The 17,167-nt window shown below is 62.4% G+C and carries 17 protein-coding genes; 9 read left to right on the top strand and 8 right to left on the bottom strand.

Annotated elements, in window-relative coordinates:
* Positions 1-112 precede the first annotated feature (112 nt).
* The gene (locus tag HNQ36_RS13465; RefSeq protein WP_184085811.1) at positions 113-316 is read right to left on the bottom strand and encodes a hypothetical protein; all 204 of its coding nucleotides are present in this window, start codon (positions 314-316) and stop codon (positions 113-115) included.
* 792 nt (positions 317-1,108) lie between these two features.
* Between HNQ36_RS13465 and HNQ36_RS26440 the strand changes: the two genes are divergently transcribed.
* Positions 1,109-1,237, top strand: coding sequence for a hypothetical protein (locus HNQ36_RS26440; RefSeq protein WP_283814031.1), 129 nt, complete (start codon positions 1,109-1,111; stop codon positions 1,235-1,237).
* A 64-nt stretch (positions 1,238-1,301) separates the two neighbouring features.
* Here HNQ36_RS26440 and HNQ36_RS13460 read toward each other — a convergent pair whose 3' ends face one another.
* Complete coding sequence (locus HNQ36_RS13460; protein WP_347339967.1) at positions 1,302-2,951, bottom strand: outer membrane beta-barrel protein; 1,650 nt, start codon at positions 2,949-2,951, stop codon at positions 1,302-1,304.
* Between the two features lie 249 nt (positions 2,952-3,200).
* On the opposite strand from HNQ36_RS13460, the gene HNQ36_RS13455 reads away from it, so the two are divergent.
* On the top strand, positions 3,201-4,214 hold the full coding sequence (locus HNQ36_RS13455) for a KpsF/GutQ family sugar-phosphate isomerase (RefSeq protein ID WP_184085809.1): 1,014 nt from the start codon (positions 3,201-3,203) through the stop codon (positions 4,212-4,214).
* Between the two features lie 9 nt (positions 4,215-4,223).
* Here HNQ36_RS13455 and HNQ36_RS13450 read toward each other — a convergent pair whose 3' ends face one another.
* The 6 genes from HNQ36_RS13450 to HNQ36_RS13425 form a co-directional block, all read right to left on the bottom strand.
* On the bottom strand, positions 4,224-4,667 hold the full coding sequence (locus HNQ36_RS13450; protein WP_184085807.1) for an NfeD family protein: 444 nt from the start codon (positions 4,665-4,667) through the stop codon (positions 4,224-4,226).
* A gap of 11 nt (positions 4,668-4,678) precedes the next feature.
* Positions 4,679-5,653 (bottom strand): SPFH domain-containing protein, encoded by a 975-nt coding sequence (locus HNQ36_RS13445; RefSeq protein WP_184085804.1) that lies wholly within the window; start codon positions 5,651-5,653, stop codon positions 4,679-4,681.
* A 140-nt stretch (positions 5,654-5,793) separates the two neighbouring features.
* Positions 5,794-6,831 carry a ferrochelatase gene (gene hemH, locus HNQ36_RS13440; RefSeq protein ID WP_184085802.1) on the bottom strand — a complete coding sequence of 346 codons (1,038 nt, stop codon included), beginning with the start codon at positions 6,829-6,831 and terminating at the stop codon, positions 5,794-5,796.
* 49 nt (positions 6,832-6,880) lie between these two features.
* Entirely contained in the window at positions 6,881-8,008 is a 1,128-nt protein-coding gene (locus HNQ36_RS13435; protein WP_184085800.1) for a nickel/cobalt transporter, read from the bottom strand.
* Positions 8,008-8,661, bottom strand: a complete 654-nt coding sequence (locus HNQ36_RS13430; RefSeq protein WP_184085798.1) for a DUF1007 family protein — start codon at positions 8,659-8,661, stop codon at positions 8,008-8,010. The genes HNQ36_RS13435 and HNQ36_RS13430 overlap by 1 nt, the downstream gene beginning before the upstream one ends.
* 18 nt (positions 8,662-8,679) lie before the next feature.
* Positions 8,680-10,782: a M3 family metallopeptidase gene (locus tag HNQ36_RS13425; RefSeq protein ID WP_184085796.1), complete on the bottom strand. Its 2,103-nt coding sequence runs from the start codon at positions 10,780-10,782 to the stop codon at positions 8,680-8,682.
* Positions 10,783-11,072: 290 nt separating this feature from the next.
* Between HNQ36_RS13425 and HNQ36_RS13420 the strand changes: the two genes are divergently transcribed.
* From HNQ36_RS13420 to HNQ36_RS13390, 7 genes are all read left to right on the top strand, one after another.
* The gene (locus tag HNQ36_RS13420; RefSeq protein WP_019200051.1) at positions 11,073-11,333 is read left to right on the top strand and encodes a hypothetical protein; all 261 of its coding nucleotides are present in this window, start codon (positions 11,073-11,075) and stop codon (positions 11,331-11,333) included.
* Between the two features lie 634 nt (positions 11,334-11,967).
* Positions 11,968-13,110 (top strand): type III PLP-dependent enzyme, encoded by a 1,143-nt coding sequence (locus HNQ36_RS13415; RefSeq protein ID WP_184085794.1) that lies wholly within the window; start codon positions 11,968-11,970, stop codon positions 13,108-13,110.
* A gap of 169 nt (positions 13,111-13,279) precedes the next feature.
* Positions 13,280-13,897, top strand: a complete 618-nt coding sequence (locus HNQ36_RS13410) for a GNAT family N-acetyltransferase (protein WP_184085792.1) — start codon at positions 13,280-13,282, stop codon at positions 13,895-13,897.
* 72 nt (positions 13,898-13,969) lie between these two features.
* Positions 13,970-14,359 carry a RidA family protein gene (locus tag HNQ36_RS13405; RefSeq protein ID WP_184085790.1) on the top strand — a complete coding sequence of 130 codons (390 nt, stop codon included), beginning with the start codon at positions 13,970-13,972 and terminating at the stop codon, positions 14,357-14,359.
* A 289-nt stretch (positions 14,360-14,648) separates the two neighbouring features.
* A complete protein-coding gene (locus HNQ36_RS13400) occupies positions 14,649-15,134 on the top strand; it encodes a GreA/GreB family elongation factor (RefSeq protein WP_246395364.1) in 486 nt (161 codons plus the stop codon).
* Between the two features lie 11 nt (positions 15,135-15,145).
* A complete protein-coding gene (gene rnk / locus HNQ36_RS13395) occupies positions 15,146-15,541 on the top strand; it encodes a nucleoside diphosphate kinase regulator (protein WP_184085786.1) in 396 nt (131 codons plus the stop codon).
* Between the two features lie 147 nt (positions 15,542-15,688).
* The gene (locus HNQ36_RS13390; protein ID WP_184085784.1) at positions 15,689-17,125 is read left to right on the top strand and encodes a homospermidine synthase; all 1,437 of its coding nucleotides are present in this window, start codon (positions 15,689-15,691) and stop codon (positions 17,123-17,125) included.
* Positions 17,126-17,167: the final 42 nt, after the last annotated feature.

The following is a 17,167-nucleotide window of genomic DNA, read 5'->3' as shown; positions in this document are numbered from 1 at the left end:
TCGCACCTCAGGATGACGCGGCATCGTTACGTTTCGCAAACGTCAACGGATCCCCGCTATCGCGGGGACGACGTGGAGAAATCACGCACAAACAAATACCGTCTGAAATTACCTAAGCCACATCCCGGCGCGGCGGCATCATCACGGCGTGCGCGGACACCTCGTCCAGCACCTGCCGCAACTCCTCCTCCAGATATTCGTTGGCGATGATCAGCGCCTTGAGCGCGCCGCGAAGATCGCCGCCACAGGTCGCAATCGCGCTGTCGACGGCGCGGTCGTAACGGTCGATGTCTTTCTGCGTGGCCGGTGTAAACATGAGGGCTCCCCGATGCTGGCAGAGATTCCGGCAAGCCGGACGTGTCTCCGGCGAGTCGCGGCGTGAATTCATGTTCCCTATTTGTTCTTTGCGAGTGCGCGCTGTCAAGAGCCTGTCCGGCTTACCCACCGCTGGACGCGATGGTCGCCGCGCATGCGATTTCAGTTGCTGCTCGTCATTCCGGGATGCGCCTCTTGGCGCAGGCCCGGAATCCATGACTGTAGAATCTCATTGGAGGTGGATTCCGGGCTCGCGCGAAGACGCGCGCCCCGGAATGACGGTGGATAAGTCGTGCGGGCGCAGTACGGATCGTGTGTCCCAGGCCTCCCGAAACATTTCGTGATGGGGATACGAATCCCCGCGCTCTGAACCGCTCTTATGTTCGGCGCGTCCTGTTCGTGAGGGGCGCTTCTCGAGGGCGCTTTGAAGCGGAACAGGATGCGGCGCCTGCACGCGTGTCTCGCACACACGTCGTCCGGGAGGCTGGGGTCACCGTCCGGGCCAACTATGTGGCTCTGCCGTTCGCGGCTGGACGCGGCGAGGATGAAGGCGGCGAAAGCCGGCCGGATCGGGACGTGAGAGCGTCCGTCCTCACCCGGAAGTACGGTCCCCTCGCCCAAAATCCCGCAATGGAGCGCCGCAAGGCGATGCGCTTCCGGAAGTTCATCGCCTCGCAAGCGATGCCGGAGGCGAAACGATACCAAGGTGCGCCTCGCGGCGCTCCATGCCCCTCATCGTTTGAAGGGGCAGACCTAAAAGCTCACCTCGCGCGATGCGCGAGGGCGATCATGCGTGGCTGAACGGAAGTGGCTGTTTGAAAATCGAATCTGGAATGATGAGGTGATGCACACCAGCGCAACACCCACGATCGTCATCACCGGGCTTGTCCCGGCCATCCACGACTTCTCTTCCTTGAAGTAAAAGTAAGTCGTGGATGGCCGGGTCAAGCCCGGCCATGACGAACTGTAAGGTGTAGTGCTTGGCCTCACCGCTGCACGCGGATGCCGAGCATCACCACCGTGGAAGCAGAGTTCGCGCCGGTGATCGAACTGTCCAGCCAGTCGTGGCGCACCTGCGCCTTGAGCTGGAACGTGCGCGACAGCTTGTAGACCAGACCGCCTTCCACGAAGTAACGCTTGTCGAAGCGCGTGCCGTCGTAGTCTGACGTGCCGGTGCCGACCTTCGCGGTGCCGATCAGCCAGCGACGAAACGCATGATCCACCTGCAACGAGTAATCGCGGGAGATCACACCGGAAACGCCGGCCAGCGTGGTCTCACCGATGGATGAGGTCGCGTCGAACCGCACCGTGGTCAGCCCGGTTGCGGTCCAGATCAGCGACGCGCTGGTCAAGAGGCCCTTCATGTCGGAGAGACGCGGGTCCCGATAGGTGCGCAGCGAATAGCCGACCGCGGCTTCGCCGGTCAGCAGCCGCGAGAATTCGAACGTGGAGCCGGCCTTCACATAGCCGCCGTTGGAATCGCGCTGATAGGTGGATCGGTCGAACTTCACGTCGTGCAGCCGGGTGTCGGCGGCGAATTCGCCGAACGGCTTGAGGCCGGGCATCAGGTCGTAGCTGACGCGCGCGAGCCCACCGAACTGGTTGTAGTTGCGGTCGTCGTTGGTCGTGCTCGTACCGTCGGTGAGCATCGACTGCTGATACGTCGTGCGGTCGGCGAGACCCGCGACCGAAACCTGAAGGCGATTGAAATCGTGCTCGATGCCCGCAGTGCCGCCGATCGCTGTCGCCAGCGGATATTTGGTAAGGCCCGCCTGGATGTTGGGCGAACCGGGATTGTCGGTGAAAACCCGCATCCGCAGTTCGGTGTTGATGCGGGTGTCGCGCGTGGCATCGATACGGCCGTTGATCCTGCCGTTGAAATTCGGCGCATTGATGCTGGTCGGCACCGGCGAGGGTCCGTCGATGCCCGGTGGAAATGTGGTGCCGTAGCCGGTGAAGGAGCCGCGCAGATCGGCAATCAGCGAATGGCGCTTCCAGTCGGACGCGATCAGCAACTCCGGCGCCACCCTGTAGAATGCCGATCCCTTCGGCTGGTTCATACGGCCGGGATTGGTGTCGTATCCGCCCCAGAGCTCGACCGCTGCCTTGGTCAGAAACGCGCCGCTGTGAAAGCCGACATTGGCGAACGGGTCGTCGTCGAGTTTCAGGCGGCGGCGCGGCGGCTGGCCGGGAAGCGTGCCGGCGACCGACGGTGACACCGGGGCTGCGACGCGTGCGCGTGGTGTGGACGGCGACGGGTTACCTGGACCGACGAACTTCGGCTTCGGCGCGCCGGGATAAAGCTTCGGCTTTTTTCGCACGCGATTAAGCGAATCGAAGCCGCTCTCCGATGCGCCGGACGCTGGCGGAATGCCATAGGTCGGAATCGTGCCGATCCGCGACGGCGCAGGCGTACCGCGCGAATTATCGTCAGCCTGCGCAGTCCGGCGCAGCAGCGACTGGTCGCGCGGAGCGAACCCGCCCTGCGTGGGGCTCAGCATGTCGGGAGTGAGCGACTGCGCGAATGCGATTGAGGGGTGGCACAGCGCCAGCAGAGCGCACACCGGCAGCGCACGCCATTCGGGCGCACGCCAGCGATGGTCCCACAACCGGACAGGTTGCTGCGAGCCTTGCACTTTCACTCATCTCCCGGCCCCCGAAAGCCACTTGGGGCCGCGCCGGAAAACCAAACAACTTCAGACAATTGCGGACGGAACGCCGCCGCCCGGCGCTGGAACAACGCCGTTAACAGAGTTAAAACAATTATGGTTAACGCCCCGTTGCGAGGGCCGGAGCGCGTCGCGTCACCCGCTTCGATGTGCTAGGTAAATTGCCCGGATCGACGCGCGCACGGCGCTCTCTCCCCCGCTCAATTGGAACCTGTTATGGCCAGCTCAACATCGCGGACAGCGACCCCTTCCGCGACCCGCCCCGCGTCGGCGGCGATCGAATCCGCGCTGCGCACGCTCGATGCCGAAGCGAGCGGTGTCACCGCGCTGGCAAATGCCCTCCAGTCAGACCTCGGACCTGCGTTCGACGCCGCCGTCGCGCGCGTTCGCGAGGCCAAGGGCCGCCTGATCGTGACGGGCCTCGGCAAGTCCGGCCACATCGGCAAGAAAATGGCGGCGACCTTCGCCTCCACCGGCACCCCCGCCTTCTTCGTTCACGCGGCGGAAGCGAGCCACGGCGACCTCGGCATGATCACCGCCGACGATGTCATCATGGCGCTGTCGTGGTCCGGCGAGACCGCCGAACTGAAGAACCTGATCAATTACTCGCGCCGCTTCCGCATCGGACTGATCGCGGTGACTTCGGAGGCTGACTCCACGCTGGGCGCCGCTGCCGACATCGTGCTGACGCTGCCGAAGGTGCGCGAGGCCTGCCCGCATAATCTCGCGCCGACAACGTCGTCGCTGATGCAGCTCGCGCTCGGTGACGCGCTCGCCGTCGCGCTGCTCGAAAGCCGCGGCTTCACCGCGCTCGATTTCAGCGCGCTGCATCCCTCCGGCAAACTCGGCGCGATGCTGAAATTCGTGCGCGACCTGATGCACAAGGACGCTGCCGTACCGGTCAAACCGATCGGCACCAAGATGTCCGACGCGCTGGTGGAGATGACGTCGAAAGGTTTCGGCTGCGTGGGTATCGTCGATGCCCGCGGCGAAATCATCGGCATCGTCACCGACGGCGATTTGCGCCGTCACATGCGGCCAGACCTGATGACCGCTACGGTCGATGATGTCATGACGAAAAATCCGAAGACCATCAGCCCCGATCTGCTCGCCAGTGAGGCGCTGGAGATCCTCAATACGTCGAAGATCACCGCGCTGATCGTCACCGACGGAAAGAAACCGGTCGGCATCGTGCATCTGCACGATATCCTGCGCGCAGGCGTGGCGTAGGCGAAAAGCCTAAGCCGGCTCCACGCGCAGGCTCGCGCCGTCGGCATGGATGATCTTGACACGACTGCCGGACGGCGCATCCGGTCCGGAGACGCGCCAGATCGTGTCGTCGATCCTCACCGTGCCGATGCCATCGACAATCGGCTTCTCAAGCATGAAGACCCGTCCGATCAGGCCCTCCGCGCGTTTGTTGAGAAACGGCTTGTCGGTCGGACTTGCATTTCGCCCGGAGTAATATCGCCACAACGGCACCATCGCGACCGACAGCGCCGCGAAAATGATGATCTGCGCCTGCCACGACCACGCGACACCGAACGACAGCAGCCCGACGATCAGCGCTGCGAGCCCCAGCCACAGCATGAACACGCCGGGCGCGAACGTCTCGATCGCCATCAGCACGACACTGAGGATCAGCCAGTTCCAAGCTCCGAGTTTCGCGAAAAGATCTGCCATCGAGATGACCTTCAGACGGTGGGCTTGGTGTTCGGCACATTCGGCGGACGGCGCGGCGCGGACGCCGATCCGCCCTCGCCGAACGTCGCCTTCGCAATCTCGGCGATACCACCGAGCGACGCAAGCATCCCGGTTGCTTCCATCGGCAGCATGATGATTTTCTGGTTCGGCGATTCGGCGAGTTGCCCAAATGCCTTGATGTACTTGTCGGCGATGAAGTAGTTCAGCGCGGCCACGTCGCCGCTGGCGATAGAGTTGCTGACCATTTCGGTGGCCTTGGCTTCCGCCTCGGCCGCACGCTCGCGCGCCTCGGCGTCGCGGAACGCAGCTTCCCTGCGGCCTTCAGCTTGCAGGATCTGCGCCTGCTTGGCGCCCTCCGCGCGCAGGATTTCCGATTGGCGCTGGCCTTCAGCCTGAAGGATTTCTGCGCGCTTGACGCGTTCGGCTTTCATCTGACGGCCCATCGCCTCGACCAGATCGGCGGGCGGCACGATGTCCTTGATCTCGATGCGGTTGACCTTGAGACCCCACGGCGAAACTGCAGCATCGACCACGCGCAGCAGCCGCTCGTTGATCTCGTCGCGATGCGACAGCACCTGATCGAGATCCATCGACCCCATCACCGACCGGATGTTGGTCATGGTCAACGTCACGATCGCCTGATTGAGATTGGATACCTCGTAGCTCGCCTTGGCGGCATCAAACACCTGATAGAATGCGACACCGTCCACCGACACGGTGGCGTTGTCCCGGGTGATGACTTCCTGCTCAGGAATGTCGATCACCTGCTCCATCATATTCACCTTGCGGCCGACGCGATCGAAGTACGGAATAATGATATTGAGGCCCGGACCCAGCGTACGGGTGTACTTGCCGAACCGTTCGATGGTCCAGTCATAGCCCTGCGATACTGTTTTCACGCCGGCAAACAATGTGAAAATGACAAGCAGTACGAATGCAATCGCGAAAATATCGAAACCGGACATTGAAAACTCCCTGCGGACGAATCTGAGACGCGAGGCTCGGCACCAGTCTAGCACGGGTGCACGACAGCCGCTCTGCTCCTGGTCGATTCTTGGTCGATCAAACGGGAAATACGGTTCGAACGGGGCGGCTGGCCCGCCTGTCAGATCCAGCCTTGAAGCTCGCGCAGCACAAGCTGGCGGATCACATCCATGCCCTCGTCGCTGTCGTTCAGGCACGGAATGGCCGAGAAATCCTGACCTCCGGCATGGCGGAAGATTTCGGCATTCTCCAGCGCAATCTCTTCAAGCGTTTCAATGCAGTCGGCCGAGAAGCCCGGCGTCACAACGGCAATTCGCCGCACACCGTCCTTCGCAAGCTGCTCAACGGTTTGGGCGGTATAGGGCTGAAGCCACTCCTGATATCCGAAACGCGACTGGAATGTCAGCATCAGACCCTTGTCATCCAGCCCCATGCGTGCGCGCAGCGCCTCGATCGTTGCCACACACTGCGCCTGATAGGGATCGCCCTTATCGATGTAGGACTGCGGCATGCCATGGAACGACGCGATGATCCGCTCGGGCTTGAACGGCAGTGTGGCGAGATGCCGCTCGATCGACACGGCGAGCGCGTCGATATAGTCCGGCTCGTCATAATAGGGCGGCGTGAAACGCACGGTCGGCTGCGCGCGCATGTCTTTCAAGGCGGCGGCGACCTTGTCGACCACCGTGGCAGAGGTCGAGGCCGAATACTGCGGATACAGCGGCATCACCAGAATACGGTCGCAACCTTGAGCCATCAGCGCGTCGATACGCGACTTCAGCGACGGATTGCCGTAGCGCATGCCCCAATCGACGATCACGTGTTTCTGGTCGGCAATCGACGCCGCCAGCTTCTCAGCCTGCGCGCGCGTGATCGTCTTCAGCGGCGACTCGTTTCGCTCGGTGTTCCAGATCTTGAGATAGTCCTTCGCCTTGCGGCTTGGGCGGATCACAAGAACGATCCCGTTGAGGATCAGCTGCCAGATCAGCCCCTGGTTTTCGATCACGCGGGGATCGGACAGGAACTCCCGAAGATAAACCCGCACGCCACGGGCGTCGGCGGTATCGGGCGTGCCGAGATTGACCAGCAACACGCCGACGCGTGAAGGCGCCGCCTGCGCGGCCGGCCGATGTGCATCGAGAGGAATAACCGTTGTCATGACGGGTCTGGCATCGCGCGTTGCCAAAATGTTGTCAAGGCGACGGCGATCAGAAGCAGGTGACACGCTCCGCGGCAATGTATCCCAGCAGCAGGCCGACGCCGAACAGCAGCACCAGAGCGGCCGCGCCGAACTCGATCCCGCGCAGCAAGACGGCGCCGCCGCCGTCACGGCCAGCGGCCATGCGGGCAGCAAGCCCCTTTGCCGATACTGCAATGACCGCAATGGCGGAAACCGTGATCGCGGTGCCGAGCCCCATCAACAGCGTCGCCGCAACGCCGGCCCAGAACAGGCCCTGCGCCAGCGCGAACACCAGCACCAGAATGGCGCCGGAACACGGCCGGATTCCCACCGTCAGGATGGCGCTCAGTCCGCGCGACCAGCCGCCGGGACCGGCAAGCGCGCTCGGTTCCGGCCCGTGCGAATGTCCGCAATGTTCGTCGTGAACGTGGCCTGCGTGATCGTGGGCATGGTGATCATGGTCGTGATGGGCATGATCATGATGGCTATTGCGCGCGTGAGCGGCGTGCGAATGATCGTGCGCGTGACCATGATGATCATGCGCATGCGCCATGGCCGGAACCAGCTGCTGGGTCGGCGCACCGCGCAGCGATCGCAAGGCGCGGAAGAACCCACCGCCCTTAGCGTAGACCAGCCGCGCACCCAACGCCGCAATCAGGCTGTAGCTGGCGATCTCGATGACGCGCTCAGCGCTGCACATGGTCTTCGCAGTGGCGTTCAACAGCCATGCTCCGATGCCGACGACCGCAATCGCCACCAGCGCCTGCATCAGGGCGGATGCGAACGACAGCACGATGCCGCGCTTGGCCGTTTCCTCGTTGGCGACGAGATAGGACGAGATCACCGCCTTGCCGTGACCGGGACCCGCTGCGTGAAATACGCCGTAGGCGAAGGAAATGCCGAGCAGCGCCCACACGGCGCTGCCATCGGTCTTGGCCGCACGAATGGTCGCCGACATCTGGCGATAGAATTCGGATTGTTTGGCAAGCAGCCATCCGATGATGCCGCCAGCCTGCGAGTCTGGAACAGCACCCTTGGGCGCACCGAATGGATTCTGAGCCCAAGCGGTATGAAGCAGGCTATCGGCGAGGCCGGCAGCAACGAGCGCGATGAAACCGATCATCGCAATCCGCGTAAGCGACGGACGGAGCAGCATCAGGGGCAGTCCACTGTGATCTTGTTGGCGAACATTGCGCCATAGTTCGAATTGTCGCCGTTCAGAAAGGTCTGCTCGTTCATGGTCTGGGCTTGCGTACTGCCGTCGCTCGGACGCTGGAACGTCAGCTTGCAGTTCGCCGGCGCACCGACCAGCACAACTGGATCTTTCTCATCCAGCTTGAAATCAATGAAGTAGGACGGATCGAACACCTCAAGCGCCAGCGCCGGTGTCTTGACCGGCGTCTTGAACGGCAGCGTGAAATGCAGCGTCAGTGCCGCATCCTTGTATTCAAGATAGTAATCGACCGGATCGTTGAACTTTTCTTTCTTCTGGCCTCCCGCAGCGCCGGTCTTGGCGAAGGTGAAGAAGGCGTAGTCCTTCAGCGACTCGACATTGGTCTGCGCCAGCGGCTTCAGTTCATCGCGGGTGTAGACACCCTTGGTCTTGGTCTCGATGCCTTGCAGGGCATAGGTCGAGAACATGTCGTCGAAGGTCCAGGCGTGACGCACCCCGGTGATGGTGCCGTCAGGCGCGTAGACAAGCTGGCTCTTGGCAACGATCCACACATGCGGATGCGCCTGCGCCACACTCGCGGTGACTGCGAACAGAGCCACCGCGCATAGATATCGAACCAATCGACGCATCGTCATGGGACAAACTCGCTTGGGTCAGGCCGCTTCGGGTTCATTGAGCAGACCGCGACGGCGCAACAGCGCGTCAGGCTCAGGCTTGCGGCCCCGGAACGCAATGTAGGCGTCTTCAGGATCGCGTGATCCGCCAGATGAATAGATGTCGTCGTGCAGCCGCTTCGCCACCGCCGGATCGAAGATATCATGCGCCTCCTCGAACGCGCCAAACGCGTCCGCATCCATCACTTCCGACCACATGTAGCTGTAGTAGCCCGACGCATAGTGATCGCCGGAGAAGATGTGACCGAACTGCTGGGGACGATGGCGCAACGCGATCTCAGCGGGCATGCCGATCTTGTCGAGTTCCTGCTTCTCGAACGCGCGCACGTCAGTGATCGAGGCGGCCGGCTGGGTATGGAATTCGAGGTCCATCAGCGCGGAGGAGACGAACTCCACCGTGGCGAAGCCTTGGTTGAACTTGCGCGCGGCGATGAAGCGTTTGAGCAGATCCGCCGGCAGCGGCTCGCCGGTCTGGTAGTGCCGCGCGAATTTCTGCAGCACCTCCGGCCGCTCCTGCCAGTGCTCGTAAAGCTGCGACGGCAGTTCGACGAAATCCGTGAACACGCTGGTGCCGGACAGCGACGGATACATCACGTTCGAAAGCATGCCATGCAGCCCGTGGCCGAATTCGTGAAACAGCGTGCGGGCATCGTCAGGCGACAGCAGCGATGGCTGGCCGTCTGTTCCTTTGGAGAAATTGCAGACATTGATAACCAGCGGCGCGACGTCGCCGTCGAGCTTCTGCTGGTCGCGCAATGATGTCATCCACGCGCCCGAGCGCTTCGACGGACGCGCGAAGTAATCGCCGTAGAACAGCGCCTTGTGGTTGCCCTTGGCGTCCTTGACCTCCCAGACCCTCACGTCCGGGTGCCAGACCGGGATGTCCTTGCGCTCGCTGAAGGTGACGCCGAACAGGCGGGTCGCGACGTCGAAGGCGGCGTCGATCATATTGTCGAGCGCGAGATAAGGCTTGATCGCGGCGTCATCGCAATTGGCGCGGCGCTGGCGCAGCTTCTCGGCGTAATGGCGCCAGTCCCAGGCGGCGAGCTTGAAGTTGCCGCCCTCCTCCGTGATGAGACCCTGCAAGGCGTCACGATCGGCGATGGCGCGGGCGCGAGCCGGTTTCCAGACCCGCTCCAGCAGACCGCGCACGGCTTCCGGCGTCTTGGCCATGGAATCTTCCAGACGGTAGGCGGCAAAGCTTGGATAGCCCAGCAGCTTGGCGCGCTCCTCGCGTAGCCTCAAAACTTCAAGAATGATCGCGCTGTTGTCGTTGTCGTTCCGGTTGTCGCCGCGGGCGGTGAAAGCCTTGAACACCTTCTCGCGCAAGTCACGGCGGCTGGAGTCCTTCAGGAAGGGCTCCACGAACGACCGCGACAGCGTCACCACCATCATGCCCGGCATACCGCGTTCGGCTGCGGCCGCTTTGGCGGAAGCGACGAAGCTGTCAGGCAGCCCCGCAAGGTCGTCCTCGCCAAGCTCCATGGTCCAGTCCTGCTCATCACCCAGCAGGTGGTGACTGAACGAGGTGGCGAGATGGGCCAGCCGCTCGTTGATCTCGGCGGTGCGCGCCTTGGCGGCCTCGCTGAGGCCGGCACCTGACCGGTGGAAGCTGGTCCATGTCCGCTCCAGCAGCCGCGCCTGCTCCGGCGTCAGCTTGAGCGAGGCAGCCTTGTCGCGCAGCCTGGCGATCCGGGCAAACAGCGCGGCGTCCATCGAGATCGGATTCCAGTGCCGGGCCTGCTTCAGCGCCACTTCGGATTCGATCTTAAGAAGCTCGGGGTTCGAATGCGCGCCGACGAGGTCATAGAACACTGCCGACACCCTGGAGAGCAGCTTGCCGGCCCGCTCCAGCACGGTGATAGTATTCTCGAACGTCGGCTCGGCCGGATTCGCCTTGATTGCCTCGATCTCCGCTGTGTGGTCCGCAAAGGCCTTGTCGAAGGCAGGCAGGAAGTGCTCCGGAAGGATCTGGGCGAAAGGCGGCGTCTCGAACGGCGTCTGCCAGGCCTGCAGGAGCGGATTGGCCCCCGGCGCTTGTAAAGAGGAGGCGGCGGCAGCCGTTGAGGGCACTTCTGACATGGTGAGGCCTTATTTCCAGCGATTTTCCCCTAGTGTGGTGGTTCGCAAGTCCGCATTGTTTCTACAGCGCGTCCTTTTGCGGACTTGCGAACCAAAACCACACTAGAATTATAGGTTTCTAGTGTCCTTTTGAATCCGAAGTTCGCTAGGAATGCGCCGAAAAAACAGGCGAACTTCGGATTCAGGACACTAGCCTCTCTATACCATCCGGTGGGGCTTTTTTGCGCCCTTAGCGCTTGATCGGAGCCGCGATTTCGCAGAGATTGCGGCCCGAAACAGGATCAGAAGTCATGAACGCCAAGAAGCTTGAAGCCAACGCCCGCGAAATCGCGTGGCCCAGCGTCATCACCGTCGTCAGCGCCGCCATTCTGATCGGCGCCGAGGTGTTCGGCGCGGCCTTCGCCGGCGGCTGGGCGCTGGCGATTCTGTTCGGGCTCAGCGACACCTCCGCTCACATCGTCCAGATCGTGCTCTTCCTGATCGGCGTCGCCATCATGATCGCCTTCCTGCGCGGCGCGCAGCGCGTGGAGCCGTTCACGCGCAAGGTTTGAGGCTTCGCCTCGGCGCTTCGCGCGCTCAAAGCTTAACGCGCGTTCATCTTTCTCAACGTCTGTTCACAGCAAGCGCGACATTTCGATCACGCCATGGGGAAACTTGCCCCGTGGCGCAAAAAATACTTGCGAAGCAGACTCAAAACTCATATTTCACCCTTGCCCAATTTCGCACGTGCCTGTGGTCGTGTGTCAGTCGGTAGGTATCCGGACAAGAGGCCGGACAGCCGCCAAGGGACGAAGAAGCCGAGGGTCACTTAGGTCAGTCTAGACTTAAGAGGCCAGCATCTCTCTCCAGGGATGCCGTTGAAGGTGACTTTGCTCCTTGCAACCGTGACTGGCAGCCGGAGGCGAACCGGCGCACCCCGCTCTCAACGGGGGACGCGACTTAAAGCAACGACGGATCGGGCTTTTTTGGTCTCTGTTGGCTTTCCATCAGCCAGCGCGAATACCGAAGAGGCTTGTCCTTCATTGCCAGGTGTGCGGGCGGGAGCTTTCCCAACCAATCCACGGCAGCACAGTTTGGTCTGAGTGTTATGGCTCGGTCGCGCCTCCATCGCGTGACAGCCAAAGCGCTCATACCCGACATCATTTTTTTGGACGGTCCGTCGCAGGGCCGTTTGGGGAGAGTGCTATGACCGACCGTATCCAGGAATTCCTGCGCAACCGCCGCAGCGAGGGCCTCGACACCGAGCCATGTCTCGTCGTCGACCTCGAAGTCGTGCGCGACAACTACCAGACCTTCGCGCAGGCGTTGCCGGATAGCCGTGTGTTCTATGCGGTCAAGGCAAACCCGTCGCCTGAAGTGCTGTCGCTGCTGGCCTCGATGGGCTCGTGCTTCGACACCGCGACCGTCGCCGAAATCGAAATGGCGCTGGCTGCCGGTGCGACGCCGGACCGCGTCTCCTATGGCAACACGATCAAGAAGGAGCGTGACATCGCGCGCGCCTTCGCGCTCGGCATCCGCATGTTCGCAGTGGACTGCTCGGCAGAAGTCGAGAAGGTCGCCCGCGCCGCCCCCGGCGCGAAGGTGTTCTGCCGCATTCTTTACGATTGCGCAGGCGCCGAATGGCCGCTGTCGCGCAAGTTCGGTTGCGATCCGGAGATGGCTGTCGACGTGCTCGACCTCGCCAAGCGTCTGGGCCTGGAGCCTTATGGAATCTCGTTCCATGTCGGCTCGCAGCAGCGCAAGGTGAAGGCGTGGGACCGTGCGCTGGCGATGGCCTCGACGGTGTTCCGTGACTGTGCCGAGCGTGGAATCAACCTGTCCATGGTCAACATGGGCGGCGGATTCCCGACGAAGTACCTCAAGGACGTTCCTCCGGTCGTGCAGTACGGCCGGTCGATCTTCCGTGCGCTTCGCAAGCACTTCGGCAACCAGATCCCGGAGACCATCATCGAGCCGGGCCGCGGCATGGTCGGCAACGCGGGCATCATCGAGACGGAAGTCGTTCTGATCTCGAAGAAGAGCGACGACGACGAGAACCGCTGGGTCTATCTCGACATCGGCAAGTTCGGCGGTCTCGCCGAGACGATGGACGAGTCGATCCGTTACGCGATCCGCACGCCGCATGACGGCGCGGATATGGCTCCGTGCATTCTCGCCGGCCCGACCTGCGACTCCGCAGACGTGCTGTACGAGAAGGTGCCGTACCCGCTGCCCGTCACGCTCGAGATCGGCGACAAGCTGCTGATCGAAGGCACGGGTGCGTATACGTCGACGTACTCGTCGGTGGCTTTCAACGGCATCCCGCCGCTGAAGACCTACCACATCTGATCGCTCGCGCCGGATGCGCTAGCAAAAGTGGGAACCGGTTTTGCGCCCGAGTGCATCCGGTTCTTTCAAGAAAACGGGAGCCGGTCCGCCGGCTCCCATCCCGTCACATCGCGATTTTGCTGACAACACTCCGCGGCAGCCTGCCGTTTGGAGTGGGGACTGACGTGCCATGACTGCTCTTAAAGCGACTGCTGTTTGGAAGACGACTGCTGCCCTCACCACCGATACCGCTCCGTTCGCGATCCGTGCGGAGCGTGCTTCGGACGTCGTTGCGCGTGAAGCGCTGCTGGATGCGAGCTTCGGCGAAGGCCGTCATGCGCGCACCTGCCAGCGCCTGCGCGATGGACGTGCGCCCGCCGAAGGCCTCGCCTTCTCCGCGGTGCATGAGGGGCGCGTGGTCGGCACCGTGCGGTTGTGGCACGTCAGCGCCGGCGGCATTCCGGCGCTGGTGCTCGGCCCGCTCGCGGTCGACGCCTCCTGCCGCAAGCTCGGCGTCGGCGCGGCGTTGATGACTCACGCGCTGGCGGCGGCGAAAGCCCGCGGCCATGGCGCGGTCATCCTGCGCGGCGACGCGGCCTACTACGCCCGCTTCGGCTTCTCAGCCGAGAAGACCGGCGAACTGGCGTTGCCCGGCCCGTTCGAGCGCGACCGGCTGCTGGCGGTGGAACTGCGGGACGGCGCGCTGGATGAGGCCTGGGGTATGATCGCGGCGACCGGCACGAAAGCCCGGCGGCCGCGCATCCGCACGGGTGACAAAGCTCGAAAGCTTCTCATTCAGGCCGCTTGATTTGAGCGCAAAGACCCGGCATTGCGGGGCCTGAAATGAGCCCCGCAATTCTGCTGTCACAAGGAAAAACCGATGTCCCGCCGCCTGATTTCATCCGGATCGCCCTTCGAAAAGATAGCGGGCTACAGCCGCGCCGTCGTCGACGGCGATCTCTGTTTCGTCGCCGGAACCACGGGCTATGATCCCGTCACGAAAGTCCTGCCCGAAGACGTGGCCGAGCAGACCCGCAACTGCTTCAAGACCATCGCCATCGCGTTGAAGGAAGGCGGCTTCGAGATGGCCGACCTCGTGCGCGCGACCTACTACGTCACCGACGCCAAGGACTTCGACGCGGTGTTCGCTGTGTGCGGTGAAACGCTCGGCGACATCCGGCCGGCGGCAACGATCGTTGCGGTCTCCGCCCTCTATAAGCCCGAGATGAAGGTCGAAATCGAAGTCACGGCCAAGCGCCGCAGCGCCTGATTTTTCTCCTAAGCATCTCTACAAGATGGCCCGACTTTTCCGGGCCATCTTGTCGCAGCCTATCCGTTGACTTTCCGGCCATCGCCCCTACCTTAAGCTGATCATGTCGAACGTCTGCACCAACCACTCGCTGTTTCGCGCAGGTCGCCTCCAAACTGGACGGTGACCCGGGCGGACGCGCGTTTGCGCCGTTCCGGGTAGTTTGCAGTTCGTTTCATCCCCGCAAAAATTGAATCACGAAAGTCGCGCGGCACTGTTTGTGCCGATGCGTTCCGTTGTGAGGCACGTCATGATGTCAGAGCCTATTCCACCGGTCAGCATCGCGTCCGGCGATTTCAGCCGCCTGAAAAGGGTGGCGGTAGAAGCCGTCAGCAAGCGCCATCCGATCGGCCGCTTCCTGCTCACCGAAATCGAGCGAGCGACAGTGTATGAGCCAGCCTTCGTGCCGGACCGCTGCGTCCGGCTCGATGACTGGGTGACATTTCGCGCGGACGAAAACGAACCGCTGGAAAGCCGCGTCCTGGTTCTTCCGGAAGGCTTCCGTAACAGCGCGCTTCATCTGTCCGTGCTCTCACCGTTAGGGGCAGCACTGATCGGCCTGCATGCCGGTTCGCGCATCCGTTACGTCGGCTTTGATGGCGTTCCGCATATCGCCGCGGTGGAGAATCTCGATCCGCCCGCCGGCGTGATTTCTCTTTTGCAGCGGCGGTCCATGAGGTCCGCGCACCGAACCGACAACAACAACCCCGACCGTCCAGGTCCCACAGCCGCTTGATGGTGATGAACATGATCAACTACCTGCACCCGGAACTGCCTCCGATCTCCCTGCGCATGTGCGACGTCGATCGGCTGCGCAACATCGCTGAAGCCGCATCGGAAAAATATCCGCAGACCTGCGATTTCCTCGCGCGCGAAATCGAGCGCGCGGAGATTTTGCCGGATGCACGATTGCTGCCGGGCCTCGTCGCGATGGAATCCGACGTCACCTTCCGCGACGACATCAGCGGCCAGGAACGGTCGGTGACGCTGGTTTATCCAGAGGCCGCGAATGTCGACGCCGGAAAGATCTCCATTCTGACGCCGATCGGTGCGGCGCTGATCGGCCTGTCGGTCGGGCAGACCATCGAGTTCCAGACCCCGGCAGGAGGCTGGCGATCCCTGACCGTGCTCAAGGTCAAATAGCCACGATACTGATGGGCGATCCGATCCCGGATCGCCCACACGACGATTTTATGAAAACCCCTGACGGCACGGCCCCGTTGCCGTCATCCCCAAGTTGCCGTAAGTCCTTCGCGGCTGCCTTCCCCTGCGATCTTCGGAGTTTCAGTGATGACATCCCCCATTCACGCGCGCATCAGCGGCCCCATCGTCATGATCGGCTTCGGCTCAATCGGCAAAGGCACTCTGCCGATGATCGAGCGGCATCTCGATTACGACAAGTCGCGCATCACGGTGATCGATCCCAAGGACGAAGGCCGCAAGGCACATTGCGAGAAGCACAATGTGCGCTTCATCCAGCAGGGCGTGACCAAGGACAATTACCGCGAACTGCTGACTCCGCTGCTCGCCGAAGGCAGTGGCCAGGGTTTCTGCGTCAATCTTTCGGTCGATACCGGCTCCACCGACATCATGGAGCTCTGCAACGAACTCGGCGCGCTCTATATCGACACGGTCAATGAGCCCTGGCTCGGCTTCTATTTCGATGCGTCGAAGGGCCCGGAAGCGCGCTCCAACTACGCCCTGCGCGAGAACACGCTGGCCGCAAAGAGGGCCCGTCCCGCAGGCTCGACGACGGCCGTCTCCTGCTGTGGCGCCAACCCCGGCATGGTCTCGTTCTTCGTCAAGCAGGCCTTGCTGAATGTGGCCAATGACCTCAAGCTCAATGCCCCGAAGCCAAAGACCAAGGCCGAATGGGCGGACCTGATGCGCCAGGCCGGCATCAAAGGTATCCACATCGCCGAACGCGACACCCAGCGCTCGAAGAAGCCGAAAGAGCCGGACGTATTCGTCAACACGTGGTCGGTGGAAGGCTTCCTGTCGGAAGGCGTGCAGCCGTCCGAACTCGGCTGGGGCACCCATGAAAAGTGGATGCCCGAGAATGCACACACCCACGAAGCCGGTTGCGGCGCGGCGATCTATCTGATGCAGCCCGGCGCCGACACGCGCGTGCGCTCCTGGTGTCCGACCCGCGGGGCGCAATACGGGTTCCTTGTCACCCACAACGAGTCAATCTCGATCTCCGACTATTTCACGGTGCGCGATGCATCCGGCGCGGTCGTCTACCGGCCGACTTGTCACTATGCCTATCACCCTGCGGATGATGCAGTGCTCTCGCTGCACGAAATGTTCGGCCGCGCAGCCAAGGCGCAGGAGAAGCATCACATTCTCGACGAGACCGAGATTGTCGATGGCATCGACGAGCTCGGCGTGCTGCTGTTCGGGCACGACAACAATGCCTACTGGTACGGCTCGCAGCTCTCCATCGAGGAAACGCGGAAACTCGCGCCCTATCAGAACGCCACTGGCCTGCAGGTGACCTCCGCCGTACTCGGCGGCATGGTGTGGGCACTGGAAAACCCGAACGCCGGCATTGTCGAAGCCGACGAGATGGATTTCGATCGCCTGCTGGAAATCCAGAAGCCATATCTCGGGCCGGTGAAGGGCTATTACACCGACTGGACGCCGCTGACGGATCGTCCGGGTCTGTTCCCGGAAGACATCGACACCAGCGATCCGTGGCAGTTCCGGAATGTTCTGGTGCGCTGACTGGATCAGCCGTCATGAAATGCAGAAAGGCCAGACATGCGT

This window comes from Afipia massiliensis (assembly GCF_014203115.1).
Taxonomy (GTDB): domain Bacteria; phylum Pseudomonadota; class Alphaproteobacteria; order Rhizobiales; family Xanthobacteraceae; genus Afipia; species Afipia massiliensis.
Note: the sequence above shows the minus strand (reverse complement) of the source record. Positions and strands in the feature narration are given on the sequence as shown.